This window comes from Modicisalibacter sp. (assembly GCF_055145905.1).
Map to the genome: position 1 here is coordinate 151,027 of NZ_JBSREH010000053.1, position 17,740 is coordinate 168,766.

19 protein-coding genes and 1 pseudogene are annotated in these 17,740 nt (G+C 66.4%); 13 read left to right on the forward strand and 7 right to left on the reverse strand.

Annotated features, from left to right (window positions below; genetic code table 11):
* Positions 1-14 precede the first annotated feature (14 nt).
* A complete protein-coding gene (locus ACTCB7_RS15730; RefSeq protein ID WP_463007435.1) occupies positions 15-647 on the forward strand; it encodes a CDP-alcohol phosphatidyltransferase family protein in 633 nt (210 codons plus the stop codon).
* A gap of 102 nt (positions 648-749) precedes the next feature.
* Here the strand turns inward: ACTCB7_RS15730 and slyD are convergent, their stop codons facing one another.
* Positions 750-1,232, reverse strand: coding sequence for a peptidylprolyl isomerase (gene slyD / locus ACTCB7_RS15735; RefSeq protein WP_163648413.1), 483 nt, complete (start codon positions 1,230-1,232; stop codon positions 750-752).
* 413 nt (positions 1,233-1,645) lie between these two features.
* Here slyD and ACTCB7_RS15740 point away from each other — a divergent pair, with 413 nt between their 5' ends.
* A complete protein-coding gene (locus ACTCB7_RS15740; RefSeq protein ID WP_163648414.1) occupies positions 1,646-1,930 on the forward strand; it encodes a hypothetical protein in 285 nt (94 codons plus the stop codon).
* A gap of 36 nt (positions 1,931-1,966) precedes the next feature.
* On the opposite strand, the gene ACTCB7_RS15745 is transcribed toward ACTCB7_RS15740, so the two are convergent.
* Entirely contained in the window at positions 1,967-2,485 is a 519-nt protein-coding gene (locus tag ACTCB7_RS15745; protein ID WP_463007436.1) for a DUF6314 family protein, read from the reverse strand.
* On the opposite strand from ACTCB7_RS15745, the gene ACTCB7_RS15750 reads away from it, so the two are divergent.
* Positions 2,484-3,350 carry an EamA family transporter gene (locus ACTCB7_RS15750; RefSeq protein ID WP_463007437.1) on the forward strand — a complete coding sequence of 289 codons (867 nt, stop codon included), beginning with the start codon at positions 2,484-2,486 and terminating at the stop codon, positions 3,348-3,350. The two genes, ACTCB7_RS15745 and ACTCB7_RS15750, sit on opposite strands and share 2 nt — an antisense overlap.
* 132 nt (positions 3,351-3,482) lie before the next feature.
* Positions 3,483-4,523: a zinc-dependent alcohol dehydrogenase family protein gene (locus ACTCB7_RS15755; protein WP_463007438.1), complete on the forward strand. Its 1,041-nt coding sequence runs from the start codon at positions 3,483-3,485 to the stop codon at positions 4,521-4,523.
* Between the two features lie 16 nt (positions 4,524-4,539).
* Here the strand turns inward: ACTCB7_RS15755 and ACTCB7_RS15760 are convergent, their stop codons facing one another.
* Positions 4,540-5,496: a DUF1853 family protein gene (locus ACTCB7_RS15760; RefSeq protein ID WP_463007439.1), complete on the reverse strand. Its 957-nt coding sequence runs from the start codon at positions 5,494-5,496 to the stop codon at positions 4,540-4,542.
* Positions 5,497-5,621: 125 nt separating this feature from the next.
* Here ACTCB7_RS15760 and ACTCB7_RS15765 point away from each other — a divergent pair, with 125 nt between their 5' ends.
* From ACTCB7_RS15765 to ACTCB7_RS15785, 5 genes are all read left to right on the forward strand, one after another.
* Positions 5,622-6,503 carry an NAD(+) kinase gene (locus ACTCB7_RS15765; RefSeq protein ID WP_463007440.1) on the forward strand — a complete coding sequence of 294 codons (882 nt, stop codon included), beginning with the start codon at positions 5,622-5,624 and terminating at the stop codon, positions 6,501-6,503.
* A gap of 1 nt (position 6,504) precedes the next feature.
* The gene (locus ACTCB7_RS15770) at positions 6,505-7,509 is read left to right on the forward strand and encodes a metallophosphoesterase (protein ID WP_463007441.1); all 1,005 of its coding nucleotides are present in this window, start codon (positions 6,505-6,507) and stop codon (positions 7,507-7,509) included.
* Between the two features lie 184 nt (positions 7,510-7,693).
* On the forward strand, positions 7,694-8,542 hold the full coding sequence (locus tag ACTCB7_RS15775) for a rhomboid family intramembrane serine protease (protein WP_163648420.1): 849 nt from the start codon (positions 7,694-7,696) through the stop codon (positions 8,540-8,542).
* A 60-nt stretch (positions 8,543-8,602) separates the two neighbouring features.
* Positions 8,603-8,863, forward strand: a complete 261-nt coding sequence (locus ACTCB7_RS15780) for a YeaC family protein (protein ID WP_463007442.1) — start codon at positions 8,603-8,605, stop codon at positions 8,861-8,863.
* Positions 8,864-8,889: 26 nt separating this feature from the next.
* Positions 8,890-9,687: a DUF2797 domain-containing protein gene (locus tag ACTCB7_RS15785; protein WP_463007452.1), complete on the forward strand. Its 798-nt coding sequence runs from the start codon at positions 8,890-8,892 to the stop codon at positions 9,685-9,687.
* A gap of 10 nt (positions 9,688-9,697) precedes the next feature.
* Here the strand turns inward: ACTCB7_RS15785 and ACTCB7_RS15790 are convergent, their stop codons facing one another.
* On the reverse strand, positions 9,698-11,179 hold the full coding sequence (locus ACTCB7_RS15790; RefSeq protein ID WP_463007443.1) for a RimK family protein: 1,482 nt from the start codon (positions 11,177-11,179) through the stop codon (positions 9,698-9,700).
* A gap of 176 nt (positions 11,180-11,355) precedes the next feature.
* On the opposite strand from ACTCB7_RS15790, the gene ACTCB7_RS15795 reads away from it, so the two are divergent.
* The 4 genes from ACTCB7_RS15795 (at position 11,356) to pepN (ending at position 15,859) form a co-directional block, all read left to right on the forward strand.
* Positions 11,356-11,877, forward strand: a complete 522-nt coding sequence (locus tag ACTCB7_RS15795; protein WP_463007444.1) for a GNAT family N-acetyltransferase — start codon at positions 11,356-11,358, stop codon at positions 11,875-11,877.
* A 31-nt stretch (positions 11,878-11,908) separates the two neighbouring features.
* Positions 11,909-12,394, forward strand: a complete 486-nt coding sequence (locus ACTCB7_RS15800) for a YajQ family cyclic di-GMP-binding protein (protein ID WP_463007445.1) — start codon at positions 11,909-11,911, stop codon at positions 12,392-12,394.
* Between the two features lie 232 nt (positions 12,395-12,626).
* Positions 12,627-13,082, forward strand: coding sequence for a YbaN family protein (locus ACTCB7_RS15805; protein WP_463007446.1), 456 nt, complete (start codon positions 12,627-12,629; stop codon positions 13,080-13,082).
* 83 nt (positions 13,083-13,165) lie between these two features.
* On the forward strand, positions 13,166-15,859 hold the full coding sequence (pepN, locus tag ACTCB7_RS15810) for an aminopeptidase N (RefSeq protein WP_463007447.1): 2,694 nt from the start codon (positions 13,166-13,168) through the stop codon (positions 15,857-15,859).
* 79 nt (positions 15,860-15,938) lie between these two features.
* On the opposite strand, the gene ACTCB7_RS15815 is transcribed toward pepN, so the two are convergent.
* From ACTCB7_RS15815 to nfo, 3 genes and pseudogenes are all read right to left on the reverse strand, one after another.
* Entirely contained in the window at positions 15,939-16,460 is a 522-nt protein-coding gene (locus ACTCB7_RS15815) for an invasion associated locus B family protein (protein WP_463007448.1), read from the reverse strand.
* A gap of 86 nt (positions 16,461-16,546) precedes the next feature.
* Positions 16,547-16,840: a hypothetical protein gene (locus ACTCB7_RS15820; protein ID WP_463007449.1), complete on the reverse strand. Its 294-nt coding sequence runs from the start codon at positions 16,838-16,840 to the stop codon at positions 16,547-16,549.
* Positions 16,841-16,860: 20 nt separating this feature from the next.
* Positions 16,861-17,640 (reverse strand): annotated as a pseudogene (gene nfo, locus ACTCB7_RS15825) (deoxyribonuclease IV); the annotation flags it as partial.
* Between the last annotated feature and the right edge of the window lie 100 nt (positions 17,641-17,740).

Genomic DNA, 17,740 nt, shown 5'->3' on the forward strand with positions numbered 1-17,740 from the left:
CACGAGGAGACGACATGCTGGATCGCTGGACGGCCCGCTGGACCCAGCCGCCATTGCGTTACCTGGCCGGCGGGCTGGCCCGGCTGCGCATCACGCCCGGGCAGGTCACGGTCGGCGGATTCGCCGTCGGGCTGCTGGCGCTGCCGCTGCTGGCCGGGCAGTGGTTCGGTGCGGCGCTGGTGGTCATCCTGCTCAATCGCCTGGCCGACGGGCTGGACGGTGCCCTGGCGCGTCGGACGCATCGGGCCAGCGGCGCCGGGGGCTTTCTCGACATCGGCCTGGACTTCGTCTTCTACGCCGCCGTGGTGCTCGGCTTCGCGATGGCCGACCCGGCCGCGAACGCCCTGGCGGCCGCCTGGTTGCTGTTCGCCTTCATGGGCACCGCCAGCTCCTTTCTGGCCTTTGCCATCGTGGCCGCGCGCCATCGGCTCGAGCGCCCGGACTTCCCCCACAAGGCCTTCTTCTATCTCGATGGGCTCACCGAGGGCACGGAGACGATCCTGGCCTTCGTGGCCTTCTGCCTGTGGCCGGCGCATTTCGTCGTGCTGGCGGGCGTGTTCACCGCCGCCTGCCTGGTGACCACCGCGACCCGGCTGTGGGGCGGGTATCGGACACTGCGGCGGCTCGAGGAGCAGAAGGCGTGTTGAGGCGGGCGTTGCGTCAGGCGAGTGTATCCGGTAAACGAAAACGGGGCAGCCAGAGGCTGCCCCGTCGGGCCACGTGTCCGCCGTGGGCGGAGCGCGGAATCCTCAGTGCTCGTGGCCGTCTTCGCCGTGCACGTGGCCGTGCTCGATTTCCTCGGCGGAAGCTTCACGCACTTCGGCGATCTCGACGTCGAAGTTGAGCTGCTGGCCGGCCAGCGGATGGTTGCCGTCGACGGTGACGGTGTCGCCTTCCACGCTGGTCACGGTGACCATCAGCGGGCCACCCTGGGTCTGAGCCTGGAACTGCATGCCCGGCTCGACGCTCTCGACGCCCTGGAAGGCATCACGCGGCACTTCCTGGACGAGGGCGTCCTGCTTTTCGCCGTAGCCTTCCTCGGGGCTGACGTCCACCTGCAGCTTATCGCCGCTCTGGTGACCTTCCAGCTTCTTCTCCAGCCCCGGAATGATGTTACCGGCACCGTGAAGATACGTCAGCGGCTCGCGGCCTTCCGAGCTGTCCAGCACTTCACCCGCGTCGTTGGTCAGGGTGTAGTGGAACGCGACAACGGAATTCTGCGCAATCTGCATGATGTGATGAACCTTTCGGTATGTGCATGTCAGGCTCATGGTAACGTCTCGACCCCGGGCTGTCAGGGGCAGGGGGAATTTTTTCAAGTCCCTCGGGAACGACATGACCGTGATTCAACAAGCGTGGCTCATGGGCGCATGGTGAGCGCCGTCGGCCGGTTGCGCGTGCCCCGGGGCGGGGGTACCCTGCCGTCAGGACATCCGGCCAGGGCCTTCATGGCATCCACGATGCAAGTCGACCGTTTTCCGTCACCGCGTTTGCCCGGAAGGCTTTCCCCTGCGTCAGCCGACGCGGGACAGGTTGTGATGATCCATCGGCATGATTCCCTCGTCATCGATCGTGCGCCCCGGAGTGCGCGTACGTTGACGATACCCGTGATACCGAGTTCGTGTGATCTCTCAGGAGCTGATAAATGACCGTGACCGTGATCTGGCTGATCGCATTCGCCGTGATCCTGTTTCTGACCTGGAAAGGCTGGGAAGGAGGGTTCGGCCAGTTCGTCGAACGCCGGATTCCCCGGGTACTGCGTAGCCAGGACGACCGCTGGGTGTGGTGCACCGCCGCCGCCGTGGTGGGGGCGACCTGCATCGTCAAGCCGGTCTCCATGCTGCTGACGGTGCTACTGCTGCTGCTGGCAGGCTGGGTGATGGCCAAGCTGGTCTGCTGGGGCATGAGCAAGGCCCGTTTGCACAAGTAAGCCGGCTTTCCCTCCCGTTACACTCCCGGGCGTCGGTCAGCGCACGCCGGCCGACGCCGCCCGCCGATAGCGATAATGTAGATGTTCATCCTTGCGCGGCCCCTCGATGGTCCAGCGCAGATCGAATCCCAGTGGCCCCAATACAAGCCATGCCCGATAGCGATCATCGCCACAGATGTGGTCATGGCACGATGCCCACGTGTTGGCGGTGTCTTCCGGCGCCAGGTCGAACAGTCGTACGGCGGCTTCTGCGCCGCGGCGCTCGTGCGCCAGGCTGACCCGGTCGGCCAGAAACCTCCAGCGAAACACGTTGCGAAAGCTCACCGCCGGCGCGTCGGGGGCGACGGCCGGGTGAAACCGGCCGCTTTCGGTGAAGACCACACTGCCATCCTCATCGGTGGTGACCGCTACGCGGCCTTCGCCGTTTCCCGCCCAGCCGGTTTGCGAGCGCGCACCGGGCAGTGAACTAAAATAAACTTCCGACGTTGACAGGAGGTGGCGGCGCAGCGCTACCATTGCCGGCTCGACAGCTTCTCTCTCGGATGATTGCGTCATGTCCTACCTGATCGGTGTCACGGCCCTGTGGGCGTTTTCCTTCTCGCTGATCGGCGTCTATCTCGCCGGCCAGGTCGACAGCTACCTCGCCGTGCTGATACGCATCGGCCTGGCCAGCCTGCTGTTCCTGCCCTTCCTGCGGCCGCGTGCGGTGGCCAACCGGGTCAAGCTGCTGCTGATGGCCGTCGGGGCGGTGCAGCTGGGACTGATGTACATCTTCTTCTATCAGTCCTTCTTGCTGCTGAGCGTGCCCGAGGTATTGCTGTTCACCATCTTCACGCCGGTGTACGTCGCCCTGCTGGACGACGCCATGGCCCGGCGCTTTTCCCCATTCTACCTGCTGACGGCAGCGATTGCGGTAGCCGGTGCAGCGGTGATCCGTTATCAGGGCGTCAGTGACTCCTTCTGGCTGGGCTTTCTGGTCGTGCAGGGCGCCAATCTGTGCTTCGCCGTCGGTCAGGTCGCCTACCGACATCTGGCCGTCCGCCTGCTCGCCGAGGTCCCCCAGCGCAGCGTGTTCGGCTGGTTCTATCTGGGGGCGCTGGTACTGGTGGCCCTGGCCTATGGCCTGCTGGGCACGGCGAAGCTGCCCACCACAGGCGTTCAGTGGGGCGTGCTGCTGTGGCTGGGGCTGGCCGCGTCCGGGCTTGGCTATTTTCTGTGGAACAAGGGGGCCACTCGCGTCGATGCCGGCGCGCTGGCGATCATGAACAATGCGCTGATTCCCGCCGGGCTGGTGGTCAACCTGCTGATCTGGAATCGCGATGCCGACCTGGTGCGGCTGGCCTCCGGTGGCGCCATCATCCTCGCCTCGCTGCTGATCAATGAGTGGTGGACGCGACGCCGGGTGCCCGGTGTCGCGTGACGTCTTGATCCCGGTCAGCTCCGGCACACGCCACCGCGTCGGAGGCTGATTCGCGTCAAGGCGCGTCCGGCCCCATGCGCCATGCTCCTGAACGGATGACAGCCGGTCATCGTCACGTTCAGGAGCGTTGCCATGAAAGCACTCGTCTATCAGGGCCCCGGCAAAAAAGCCTGGCAGGACAAGCCTCGCCCGACTCTCGACAAGCCTACCGATGCGGTAGTGCGGATTCTCTACACCACCATCTGCGGGACCGACCTGCACATCCTCAAGGGCGATGTTCCCGAGGTACCCGCCGGCCTGACGCTGGGCCACGAAGGCGTGGGTATCGTCGAGGAAGTCGGCGATGCGGTGAGCAACGTCAAGCCCGGCGATCGCGTGCTGATCTCATGCATCACGTCCTGCGGTCGTTGTCCGGCCTGCAAGCGTCAGCTGTATTCCCACTGCGAGGACGGCGGCTGGATTCTCGGCCACCTCATCGATGGCACCCAGGCCGAGTTCGTGCGCATTCCGCACGCCGACAACAGCCTGTACCCGGTACCGCCCGAGGCCGACGAGGAAGCGCTGGTGATGCTCAGCGACATCCTGCCTACTGGCTTCGAGATCGGCGTGCTCAACGGCTGCGTCAAGCCGGGGGACACCGTGGCGATCGTCGGTGCCGGGCCGATCGGCATGGCGACCCTGCTGACCGCCCAGTTCTACTCGCCGTCGCGGATCATCGTGACCGACATGGATCCGGCACGGCTCGAGATGGCCATCCGACTGGGGGCGACCGACGTCATCGATGCCCGGGAAAGCTCGGCGGCCGATGCCATCCTGGCACTGACCGATGGCAAGGGCGTGGATGTGGCGATCGAGGCGGTGGGTGTGCCGGCGAGCTTCGATGTCTGCCAGTCGATCGTGGTGCCGGGGGGGCACATTGCCAATATCGGCGTGCACGGCAAGAGCGTGGAGCTGCACATCGAAAAGCTGTGGATCCAGAACGTGACGCTGACCACCGGGCTGGTCAACACTAACACCACCCCGATGCTGCTGCAGACCCTGCAGGGTGGCAAGCTGCAGCCCGCCGAGCTGATCTCTCACCGTTTCGACCTGGACGATATCGAGTCGGCGTATCGGGTCTTCGGCAACGCCGCCGAGGAGAAAGCCATGAAGGTTCTGCTCATCGCGCGCTGATACGCGGGTGAAGGTGTCAGCGTGGCATGAGCGGGATCAGGTGTGGCCAGCCGTCGGGTACCACGAAGACCCGACGGTGCCCGCCGCCGGCGTCGCGCAGGGCCAGTTGGCAGGGTGTCCGGCGTGCTCGAAAGCGTGCCAGCAGGGCGTCCGTCAGGGCGCCCAGAGGCATCAGCTGGTCGGTGGGTGGCGGCGCCAGCCAGTGCGGCTTGTCGAGAAAGGCACCGCAAACGGGGGCGATTAGCCTGCCGGTATAACGGGGCCAGGCGCTCAGCGGCAGCCATTCGCCGATCAGGGCGCCGGCAGTGGTGCCGCGCGGCAGTGGAAGGGCGCCGCCGTGCATGACGGCCGGACGAAACAGGATGCCCAGCAGGGCCAGGCGCTGCTCCACCGGCGCGTCGCTGTACGCTGCCAGGCGTTCCCGCGCTTCAGGACGACGGCTCATCGTCAGCTGATGGGTCAGGGCTCGCCGGCTCTTGATGGCCAGCGAGTCGGCGCAGCCCGGGCCGATCCAGCGCGCCGGCGCGGTGTCGTCGCCCGGACCTGCTTCCAGCCCCAGGTAGTACTTGATCGCCAGTTCCAGGTGCACGACGGTGGCGTCGCCGCGCCGGCGGTACAGCAGGTCGAGTTCGCCGAGGGTCACCCCGCGGGCGTCGCGAATCGACAGGTTGGCCGCCAGCAGCCGGGTGCCGGGTGCCCGGGCGATCAGGAAGTGCCAGAGTGCCTCGTGGTAGAGACCCAACCGTCCGCCCAGACGGTGGGCGACCGCCCGTTCGAGATCGCCGGGCCGCTGCTCCAGTTCCCGCAGCCAGGCCTGGCGCCGGTCGGGATCATCGAGTGCCAGTTCGTCGAGCCCGGGGCGGCCGGGGTAGGGGGTGTCGAGCAGGTCGGGGGCCTGCAGCAGCCAGGCCAGGTCGCGGACCACGGGATGGCGCAGGCGCGCATCGATCTCGAGTTCCCGCGGGTGAGTCATCGGCGTCTCCCTGGTGTGTGGGGCGGCGGGCGGCCGCCAGTGGGTGGCCGGCACGCGGCGGCGGCGTTTGCCCGGGCCCTGCCCTGCCCGCATAATGACCCGCTCGACGTGGCTGGGGAACATGCATGCAACCCTTCAAGAACATCGGTCTCATCGGTCGCCTGGGCAGTGCCAAGGTGGTTGAGACGCTGCGGCGCCTGATCCGTTTCCTGAATGCCCGGGGGCATCATGTCATCATCGAGGATCGTACCGCCACCGTGCTGCTGGATCATGGCCAGCAGGAGTCGAGCCGGCGCCTGCTGGGCGATATCTGCGACCTGGTGATCGTGGTCGGCGGTGACGGCAGCCTGCTGGGCGCCGGGCGCGCCATGTGCCTGAGCGGCACCCCGGTGCTTGGCGTCAACCGTGGGCGGCTGGGCTTTCTGACCGATATCTCCCCCGACGAGGTCGAGGACAAGGTCGGTGCGGTGCTGGACGGTCATTATGACAGCGAGCAGCGCTTCCTGCTGGATGCCGAGGTGTTCCGCAACGGCTCGCTGGTCGGCACCGCCGACGGGCTCAATGACGTCGTCGTGCATCCCGGCAAGGCGGCCCGCATGATCGAGTTCGAGCTGTTCGTCGACGGCCAGTTCGTCTACAGCCAGCGCTCGGACGGGCTGATCATCGCCACACCCACCGGCTCCACCGCCTATGCGCTGTCCGGCGGCGGGCCGATCGTCCATCCGGGGCTCGAGGCCATCACCCTGGTGCCGATGTTTCCCCACACCCTGTCGAGCCGGCCGATCGTGGTCGACGCCGCCAGCGAGATCACCCTGCATATCGGCGAGACCAACGAGGCCTATCCGCATGTCAGCTGCGACGGCCAGACCCAGGTGGTCTCCAAGCCCGGTGACATCCTCTATGTGCGCCGCAAACCCCAGCGGCTCACGCTGATCCACCCGCGGGGCCACAATTACTACGAGATCTGTCGCAGCAAGCTCGGCTGGAGCAGCCGGCTGGGGGAGTGAGATGAGCATGAGCGGCGGTATCGAAGGCTATGACCTGATCGGTGATGTGCACGGTTGTGGCGCCACGCTGGGCGCCCTGCTCGAGAAGCTGGGCTATCACCGCCAGGATGGCGTCTATCGCCACCCGCGGCGCAAGGCGGTGTTCCTGGGCGACCTGATCGACCGGGGGCCGCGCATTCGTCTGGCCGTGTCGATCGCTCGCAACATGGTGGAAGCCGGCGAGGCCCATATCGTGATGGGCAACCATGAGTTCAATGCCCTGGCCTACAACCGACGCTGCCCGGACGGCACCGGCTGCCAGTGGCTGCGGGAACACACGCCGCGCCATAATCGGATCATCCGCGAGACGCTCGAGCAGTACCGCGATCATCCCGACGAGTGGGAAGACGTGCTGGCGTGGTTCATGAACATTCCGCTGCTGCTCGAGCTCGATGGCATGCGCGTGGTGCATGCCTGCTGGGACGCGCCCCTGATCGAGCGTTTCCTGGCCACGTACCCGAACGCCCGCATCGACGAGGCGTTCCTGGACGCCTCGGCCGACCCCGACAGTTTCGCCTTCCGGGTGCTCGAGCGGCTGACCCGCGGCACACACCTGCGCCTGCCCGAGGGCATTGAGATCCAGTCCGGCGACGGCTTTACGCGGCGCACCTTCCGCGCCCACTTCTGGGCCCGCCATCCGCGTACCTACGGCGATGTGGTCTTCCAGCCAGACAACCTGCCGGGGGATCTCGAATCGCGCCCGCTGTCGGCGAGCGAGCGCCAGCGCCTGACCTACTACGGGCCGGAGCAGCCGCCGCTGTTCCTGGGGCACTACTGGTGCGAGGGCGTGCCGGCGCTGCCGGCGCCCAACATCGCCTGCCTGGACTACAGCGCGGTCAAGTACGGCCGGCTGGTGGCCTACCGCTGGGACGGCGAGGCCCGGCTGGACGCCGACAAGTTCGTCTGGCTGCGGGTGCCGCGGGACGAGCGTTCGCGGCCGCGACCCTGGGAAATCGACCTGGATTGAAGGTTTTACAATTAATTACACAATTTTTTGCGTCGTCATGAAACTTCTCGCCGCAGCGCCCGTCAGAGTCAGTGTTCCCTTGAATGATCCCTTGCTCATTGTCCGGCGGCCCCCTCCGCCGGACTTTTCTTTTTGTCGCCCTGTCGCTGCGGTTGTCCTGCTTTCCATCGTCTGAGGGTTCGTCATGCACAAGGTGCTGATCATTCCGCACGATATCGATACCCGCACCCTGCGCCAGGCGCTGTGGGCGCGACGCATCGGTCATCGCATCAGCCACGAGGAAGAAGGGCAGGTCCTGTGGCTGGCCGACCCCCGCCAGCACGAGGCGCTGATGCGCCTGGTCGAGCGCTGGCAGCGCGGAGATACTCTCGCCGTCGCCCCCGACGAGCCGCGTGCCGGCACGAACTGGCGCCAGGGTGTGCTGGCGGAGGCCCCGGCGGCGGCGGGGCTGGTCGTGCTGTGTGTGGCGGTTTTCGGCCTGATGGCACTGTTCGGCGACCGGCTCCTGGCGGCGTTGACGATCGTGCCCGTGACCCTGGTCGGCAACGGCGTGCAGGTCGGTGCCCTGGGCGAGACGCTGGCATCCGGCCAGCTGTGGCGATTGCTGACACCGGCCCTGATGCATTTCGGCTGGATGCACCTGATCTTCAACATGCTGTGGCTGTGGTACTTCGGTCGTCAGATCGAGAGTCTGCACGGCTCGCGGCGTTTCGTCTGGGTGGTGCTGGCCAGCGCGCTGGGCTCGAACCTGGCGCAGTACGCCACCGGCACGGTGCTGTTCGGCGGCATGTCGGGTGTCGACTACGCGCTGCTGGGCTATGTCTGGCTGATGGCGCGGCGGCGGCCGCACAGCGGCTTTTTTGTGCCGACCATGCTGGTGGTGTTCATGATCGGCTGGATGGTCTTCACCATGACCGATTTCGCCGCCCCGGTGGGCTTCGGCAATGTCGCCAACGAGGCGCACCTGGGCGGGTTGCTGATCGGGCTGGGCATCGGCCTGTGGGCCAGCCGTACCCCGGCCCGCACGGCCTGAGCAGACGCTCGCCAGCGCGACGTGAGACAATGGAGTTCGGATTTACCGGAGTTGACGACGATGAGTGACATGACCTTCGCGCGCATGATCGAGCAGATGACGCCCGAGATCTATCAGAGCCTCAAGCAGGCCGTGGCGCTGCGCAAATGGCCCGACGGGCGCTTTCTCACCCCCGAGCAGACCGAACTGTGCCTGGAGGCCGTCATGCGCTACGAGATCGAGCACAACGTGCCCGAGAGCGAGCGGGTCGGCTATCTCGAGGGCACCTGCTCCAGCCAGTCCAGCGCCGGCGGCGAGGACAGCATCAAGTGGATGAACTGATCACCCGCCAGGGCTGCCTGCGCAAGATGGCGATCGAGCCCGGCGACGACGGCGAGCCGGCGCGCTACACCCTGCGCGCCGGTGAGCTGCGTCTGGACCTCAATGCGCGGCTGGGGCAGCGGCTCACCCTGACCCATACCGGTGCCATCGCCTGCACCCACTGCGGGCGTGCTACCCGCAAGAGTTTCGGTCAGGGCTACTGTTACCCCTGCTTCAAGCGGCTGGCGCAGTGCGACACTTGCATCGTCAAGCCGGAAACCTGCCACTACTTCGCCGGTACCTGCCGCGAGCCCGAATGGGGCGAGCGCCACTGCTTCCGGCCGCATGTGGTCTACCTGGCCAACTCCTCGGGGCTCAAGGTTGGCATCACCCGACGGACCCAGGTGCCCACCCGCTGGCTGGATCAGGGCGCTGTCCAGGCGCTGCCGATCCTCGAGGTCGACACCCGCCAGCAGTCGGGCTTCGTCGAGACGCTGTTCAAGCGCGAGGTGGCGGATCGCACCAACTGGCGGGCGATGCTCAAGGGCGAGGTGGCGCCGCTCGATCTGGTCGCCGAGCGTGACCGGCTGCTCGAGGGGCTGGCCGCGGGGCTCGATGAACTGCGCGAGCGCTTCGGCACGGACGCCATCCGCCCCCTCGACGAGGCCCCGGTGACGCTCGACTACCCGGTGCTCGAATCGCCCACCAAGGTGGTCTCGCTCAACTTCGACAAGACGCCCGCCGTCGGCGGCACCCTGATGGGCCTGAAGGGCCAATACCTGATGTTCGACACCGGGGTGATCAACCTGCGCAAGTTCACCGGGTATGAGGTCGTGGTGGAGTGACGCTGCCCCGTCACCCCGGCCGCCGCCGATTGCTCTCCATGCGCTCGAGGAACACTCCCATCACGGTGTCGTAGAGGCGCGGGCCGAGCACCACGTCCTCGACACCGGCGTCGAGATTGGGATTGTCGTTGACCTCGATCACCACCACCCGTTCGCCGATCTGCTTGAGATCCACCCCGTAGAGGCCGTCGCCGATCAGCCGGGTAGCCTTGAGGGCGGCGCGGATCACCGGTTTCGGTACGTCCTCGGGGCCGTGGGTGGTGAAGCCGCCGCTGCGCGTCCTGCCGCGGGAATGGTCGTAGATCTGCCAGTGGCCGCGGGCCATGTAGTAGCGGCTGGCGAACAGCACCTTGCCGTCGAGCACGCCGATCCGCCAGTCGAAATCGGTGGGTAGCCACTCCTGGAGCAGCAGCAGGGCGGAGGAGGCGAACAGCCGCTCGGCCTCCTGGACGAGCTGCTCGCTGGAGGTGATCTTGACCACTCCGCGCGAGAATGCCCCGTCGGGCACCTTGAGCACCATCGGGAACTGCAGATCGGCGGCCTTTTCGGGTAGCCGCCGCAGGTCGTCGCGATACAGCAGCAGGCCGTCCGGGGCGGGCACGCCCCTGGCGCGCAGCAACTCGTGCAGGTAGACCTTGTTGGTGCAGCGCAGGATCGAGCGCGGATCGTCGATTACTACCAGCCCCTCGTGCTCGGCACGCCGCGCCATGCGGTAGGTGTGGTGGTCGAGGCTGGTCGTCTCGCGGATGAACAGGGCGTCGAACTCGGCGAGCCGCCCCTCGTCGCGCTTGGTGATCAGTGACACGTCGATGCCCAGCCGGCGGCCGGCACGAATGAACTGCTTGAGCGCGCTCCTGTTGCTGGGCGGCAGCGTTTCCTTGGGATCGACGAGGATCGCCAGGTCGTAGCGGTAGCGCCGGCGCGCCTTGGGCGTGCGCCAGACCTTGCGCGAGTGCCGGTTCAGGGCCTGGGCGAACAGGTCCTGTTCCGCGCCGCGCAGGGCGGTGAGCGCCAGCGGCTTGAGTCGGGTCAGCCGCCACAGCCCCTGACGGCGCTGGAAGCGTGCCTCGAGCAACGGGCAGGGCAGGCGTTCGAAGAGTCGGCGGGCCAGCCTGCCAAGGCCATCCTCCAGGCACTCGCCGAACATCACCCGCAGCGTGAAGGCCTCGCCGGGGAGCGCGCCGTGCCGGGCCAGCCGGTCCATCAAGGGAGCCAGTGATTCCAGCTGGAGGTCGACCAGCGCCTTGCGGGACAGCTGATTGAGCGTCTCGACCGTAGGCAGTACTCGCTGCCCTCGAGCCTGGGCGAGCAGCGAGACATAGTAGCCGGTCTCTAGGTAGTCCAGGCCGCTGCACAGGTTGATGACGTGGGTGACGCCATCGAGGGCATCATCCTCGCGCGCGAGGTAATCGGCAGCGGTGATCAGATCTTCCGAGGGGTAGTAGGGCTGCCAGTCGGAAAGGCGGTCGACGACGATGCGCAAGGGAGCCATGGGTGCATTTCCTGCGTGCAAGGGGGAGCCGGACGGGGCAAAATTGCCGCTAGCATGCGCTTGACCGGCACTCGCTACAAGCCGGGTCGATGGTGAAATAATTTCATGCAACCAGGCAATGACAGGGCGCTTTTCAGCATCCGACAATGCCGTCGCCGCCAGTTTCGGAATCACCCATGAATTCGCCGCACCCACCGCTGCTTCGCGACGCCCGTCCGGAGGATCTCGAGGCCCTGTGCCGACTCGAGCAGGCCTGCTTCGCCGGGGATCGCTTCTCGCGCCGTCAGCTTTCGCACCTGCTCAAGCGCGCCAACGCCGTGACCCGGGTCGTCGTCGATGCCGACGGCGAGCTGCAGGGCTATGGGACTCTGCTGTTCCGGCGCAACAGTCGCACCGCCCGCCTCTATTCCTTCTGTGTGCATCCCGCGCTGCGTGGCGGCGGCGTGGGGCGGCGGCTGCTCAATGCGCTGGAGGCAGTCGCCGTCGACCGTGGCATGCAGCGCCTGAGCCTGGAAGTCCGTGCCGACAACCGCGTCGCCATGGGCCTGTATCGGCGCATGGGCTACCTGCCGCGCCGCTGGCTGGATGACTACTACGTCGATGGTTGCGCCGCCTGGCAGATGGACAAGCCGCTGGGTGCATCGACGCCGGCCGAGTCAGTGACACCAGCGGCTGCAGCGCCTTCGCCGATCGGCTAGGATGGCGCCGTTCACCTACCGGAGCCCTGTCATGCCCTCTTTCGATATCGTGTCCGAACTCGACAAGCACGAAGTCACCAACGCCGTCGACCAGGCCAATCGTGAACTCACCACCCGCTTCGACTTCCGCGGCGTCGACGCGAGCTTCACCGAGGAAACCGGCGCCGTGCTCATGGAGGCGGAGGCCGAGTTCCAGCTGCGCCAGATGCTCGACCTCCTGAAGGGTCGCCTGATCGCCCGCGGCATCGATGTCGGCTGTCTCGAGGAGGAGGACGCCGAGACCGGCGGCGTGCGGGTGCGCCAGCGCATCGTCCTGCGTCAGGGCATCGACCAGCCGCTGGCCAAGAAGATTGTCAAGACGCTCAAGGACGCCAAGCTCAAGGTGCAGGCGCAGATCCAGGGCGACAAGGTGCGGGTCACCGGCAAGAAGCGCGACGACCTGCAGCAGGCCATCGCCCTGCTCAAGGGCGATGAGTCCATCGAGTTGCCGCTGCAGTTCAACAACTTTCGCGACTGATGTGCTGGAATCTTGTCTAGGCTGGTGATAGCCGGTTTGCATTTCCTCGCCGAGCGGAGGACGGGTGTCATGAAGGGGCGAGCGTCGGGTCCGGTTTCGTTCCGGCGTGCCCCGTTCGGGCCCGGCGATCGCTTGCCGTGCGCCGGCGGACGTGCCGGGTGCGACGATGCGATCCATCCGTCGGCGAGCGAAATCCGGTAGGCTAGGAGCGTCGCGTTCGGGAGAAAGCCCCATGCCCAACCTCAAGCACGCCATCTACGCAAGCCTGGCCGCCGTCAGCTTCGCGCTCGGCGTGATAGGTCTGTTCCTGCCCGTCATGCCCACGACCGGCTTCATGCTGCTGGCGGTGTGGCTGGCCTCGCGGGGATCGCCGCGTTTCGCGCACTGGATTCGCCGTCACCCGCGCTTCGGGCCGCCGATCCTTGCCTGGGAGGACGAGCGCGCCATCCCCCGCCACGCCAAGTGGATGGCGGCGACCATGCTGGTCGTCTCGTCGCTGGTGATCGGCTTCACCGTGGGGGCGCTGGTGGTCAGGCTGGGGCTGATCGTCGGCCTGTTCGCGCTGGGGCTGTGGATCATCACCCGTCCCGAGCCGCGCGGTGCCTGCCCGTTTGCCGCCGCCGCCGATGCGGCGGCGCAACGGCGGCTGGACGAGGCGAGTCGTGTGTCGTCCCGCTCCGGGCGCTGACTGCCGGGCTTCCCGGCTGACTTTGAGACTCCTGCCTTGCTCGCCGTACAATGCCGGTAACCTTGTACAGGAGTACTCGTTCCATGTCCGATACGCGCGTTTCCGAAGAAGCGGAGATCAAGCCCGTCGACGCTGCCCCGCAGCCGGTCTACCTGAAGGATTACCAGCCGCCGGCCTTTCGCGTCACGCATGTCGATCTCAAGTTCGATCTCGTACCCGCGGCGACGCGGGTCAGTGCCGTGCTGCACCTCGAACGTCACCCGGACAGTGCGCCGGGCCGGCCGCTGGTGCTGGATGGCGAGAAGCTCACCCTCAAGCGCATCGCCATCGACGGTCAGGAGCTCGACGATGGCGAGTACCGCCTCGACGATGCCTCGCTGACCATTCCCGACGCCCCGGACCGACTGCGTCTGGAGACCGAGGTCGAGATCGATCCGGCCAGCAACACCGCGCTGGAAGGGCTGTACCTGTCCAACGGCATGTTCTGCACCCAGTGCGAGGCCCAGGGTTTCCGCCGCATCACCTTCTATCCGGATCGTCCGGACGTGATGGCGACCTTCTCGACCACGGTGATCGGCGACAGCGCCTCGCTGCCGGTGCTGCTCTCCAACGGCAACCCGGTCGAGCGCGGCGAACTGCCCAATGGTCGGCACTTCGTCACCTGGGAAGATCCGCACCCCAAGCCCAGCTACCTGTTCGCGCTGGTGGCCGGTGACCTGAAGAAGGTCGAGGACCACTTCACCACCCGCAGCGGTCGCGAGGTCACCCTGCAGCTGTGGGTCGAGCCGGCCAACCTGGAGAAGACCGACCACGCCATGCGCTCGCTCAAGGCGGCCATGGAGTGGGACGAGACGACCTACGGCCGCGAGTACGACCTCGACCTGTTCATGATCGTCGCCGTCGACGACTTCAACATGGGCGCGATGGAGAACAAGGGCCTCAACATCTTCAACTCGGCGGCGGTGCTGACTCATCCGCAGACCGCCACCGATGCGGCCTTCCAGCGTGTCGAGGGGGTGGTCGCCCACGAGTACTTCCACAACTGGTCGGGCAACCGCGTGACCTGCCGCGACTGGTTCCAGCTCTCGCTCAAGGAAGGCTTCACGGTCTTCCGCGATCAGAGCTTCTCCGCCGACATGAACTCGGCGCCGGTCAAGCGCATCGAGGATGTCTCCTTCCTGCGTACCGCGCAGTTCGCCGAGGATGCCGGCCCTACTGCGCACCCGGTCCAGCCCGACCACTACATCGAGATCTCCAACTTCTACACCCTGACCATCTACGAGAAGGGTGCGGAGATCGTGCGCATGCTGCGCAATCTGCTGGGCTGGGAGACCTTTCGCAAGGGCAGTGATCTGTACTTCGAGCGTTTCGACGGCCAGGCGGTGACCATCGAGGACTTCGCCGGCTGCATGGCCGAGGTGTCCGGGCTCGATCTCGATCAGTTCATGCGCTGGTATTCCCAGGCCGGCACGCCGGAGATCGACGCGCATGGCGAGTACGACTATGCGTCGGCCGAATATCACCTGACGCTGCGCCAGCGTACGCCGGCCACGCCGGGCCAGCCCGACAAGCTGCCGCTGCACATCCCGGTGCGAGTGGGGCTGGTGGGTACCAAGTCCGGCGAGGATCTGACCCTGACCCTCGCTGGTGCCGACGGCAAGGAGAAGCTGGGCAAGGAGGGGGTGCTGCACCTGCGCGAGGACGAGCAGACCTTCATCTTCACCGACGTTGCCGAAGCCCCGGTGCCGTCGCTGCTGCGCGGTTTCTCGGCGCCGGTCAAGATGCGCTTCCCCTACGGCCGCGAGGATCTGGCATTCCTGCTCACGCACGATTCCGACGGTTTCAACCGCTGGGATGCCGGGCAGCGGCTGGCCATGCTGGCCCTGGACGATCTGATCGCCGCGCACCGCAACGGTGTCGAGAAGGTCATGGATGCGCGGGTGGTCGAGGCATTCCGCGGGCTGCTCAACGAGCCGGCCGACGACAAGGCGGTGCTCGCCGAGATGCTCACGCTGCCGTCCGAGGCGTACATCGCCGAGCAGCAGCCGGTGGTCGACGTGGATGCCATCCACGCGGCGCGCGAGTTCGTGCGTCAGTCGCTGGCCACGGCGCTGCGCGATGACTTCATGGCGCTCTACCGGGCCAATCGCTCCGAAGCACCCTACGCGCCTTCCGCCGAGCAGATCGCCGGGCGTCGCCTGAAGAACGTCGCCCTGGCGTACCTGATCAGCATCGAGGACGAGGAAGCCATTGAGCTGGCCCGCCAGCAGTTCGAGGCCGACCACAACATGACCGATGTGCGCGCGGCGCTGACCCTGCTGGTCCACAGTTCGCGCAACGAGGTTGCCGACCCGCTTCTCAGGGCCTTCGGTGAGAAGTGGGCGCACGATCCGCTGGTGATGGATCAGTGGTTCAGCCTCCAGGTCACGCGGCCGCAGGCGGATGCGCTCGACCGGGTCAAGTACCTGATGGAGCATCCGGCATTCTCGCTCAAGAACCCCAACCGGGTGCGCGCGCTGATCGGCGCCTTCGCGGGCCAGAACCGGGTCAACTTCCATCGCCTCGACGGCGAAGGCTACAAGCTGCTCGCCGACGTGGTGATCGCGCTCAACACGCTCAACCCGGAGATCGCTGCGCGGATCATCACCCCGCTGACCCGCTGGCGGCGTTACGACGAGACACGCCAGGTGTTGATGAAGGCGGAGCTCGAGCGTATTCGCGCCGAGGAGCTCTCGCCCAATGTCTACGAGGTGGTGGAGAAAGCGTTGGCCGAGTGAGGCACTCGCGGCCTGTGCGAACGCAAACGGGGCGCCCCTTGGGGCGCCCCGTTTGTCGTTGGCAGGCAGATAACGCGTTTCAGGGCGCGATCTGCTCGCTGGCGTTGCTGAAGCCCATCAGCGAGATGGACAGGTCCATGCGCTGGCCGCGCGGGTCGATCAGGCTCAATGTGGCCTGGCTGCCCTGACGCAACTGCTGCATCAGTTCCGGCTTGACGGGAATATCCGCACGGCAGCCGTCCGGTACGCAGACCTGGTAGGGGAACTTGACCGGCTTGCCGCCGTCCACGGCCAGCTGCAGCCCCGGAGCCAGACGTACACCCAGCGGCAGCAGGAAGACCATGGCCGGCCCATCGACCTGGGGCGGATAGGTCACCACCACGCGCAGCACCGGCCGATCGTCGTCCGGGGCGTTGACCAGCTGGGTCATGGAGCAGCGGCCCTGACTGGTATCCGTCGGGCAGCGTACCTGCCAGTCCTGGACGGTGCGGGTCTGGACGTTGTTCGCGTTGCCGTTCGTGGTCTGCTGGGCGAAGGCGGTGGCGGTCATGGCCATCAGCAGCATGCCGATGGCGATCAGGCGTTTGGCGCAGTCCTGCATGGCGGGCTCTCCGTTTCGTGTGAGTGGAAGAGGGTCAGTTCAACACGAGGGCGGGGCGTCTGGCGAGTCGTCCGGCAAAACACGCGTCAGGCGATCAGCCAGCTCAGTATGGCCAGCCCGAGCAGGGTCCAGATCAGGGCACCGATCACGGCGCCGCGCAGAAAGCCGCGCAGCCCCTTGTACAGCATCAGCAGGCCGATGATCAGCATCAGCATGGCGAACAGCGAGTCGCTGATGCCCAGTGAGGCGGTCAGCCCGTCGACGAAATCCCGTGCCGCCGCGAAGGCGCCGCCGAACAGGTGATTCAGAAAGTCGATGAGCTCGCGCAGGGCGTCACCCAGTCGCTCGCCCAGCCAGTTGAAAAAGCCGTTGTCTTGCATGGTTAGGGGGTTCCCGGGTGTCAGGAGGGCTCGAATTGCTGGGCGCGCAGCCAGGCAATCTCCTCGGCCCACAGCGATGAATCGATGGTTTCCAGAATCAGGGGGATGTCATCGATGCGCGGATCGCGCATGAGGGTGGTGAATGCCGCCAGGCCGATATTGCCCTGGCCGAGGCTGTGATGGCGGTCGACCCGGCTGGCGAACGCGCTCCTGGCATCGTTGAGATGCATGCCGCGCAGGTAGTCGAAGCCGATCACCGCGCCGAATTCGTCGAGGGTGGCGGTGGTCGCCTCGGCACTGCGCAGGTCGTAGCCGGCGGCGAAAGCGTGACAGGTGTCCAGGCAGACGCCGACTCGGGTCTTGTCCTCGACCGCTTCGATAATGGCGGACAGGTGCTCGAAACGATGCCCGAGGTTGGTGCCCTGCCCGGCGGTATTTTCCAGCACGGCGACGACCGTGCGGGTTCGTGCATGGGCTTCATTGATCGATTCGGCAATGCGTGCCAGGCAGTCCGCCTCGCTGATGCGGCCCAGGTGGCTGCCGGGATGGAAATTCAGCAATGTCAGCCCCAGCTGCTCGCAACGCTGGCACCCATCGAGAAAGGCCGCGCGGGATTTTTCCAGCCCCTCGCGCTCGGGATGGCCGAGATTGATGAGATAGCTGTCGTGGGGCAGGATCTGTGCCGCCGAATAGCCATGAGTCTCGCAGGCTTCGCGAAAGGCGGTGATCGTCGCCTCGTCGAGCGGCTTGGCGTGCCAGCGCCGCTGGTTCTTGGTGAACAGGGCCAGGGCGTCGGCGCCTTGAAGTGGACCCCGAAATTCGGACCAGGCGCTAAGCTCTGATCATTCCGACAGGAGAACCTGATCATGAGCAGGAAACGCAGGCAATACAGCGCCGACT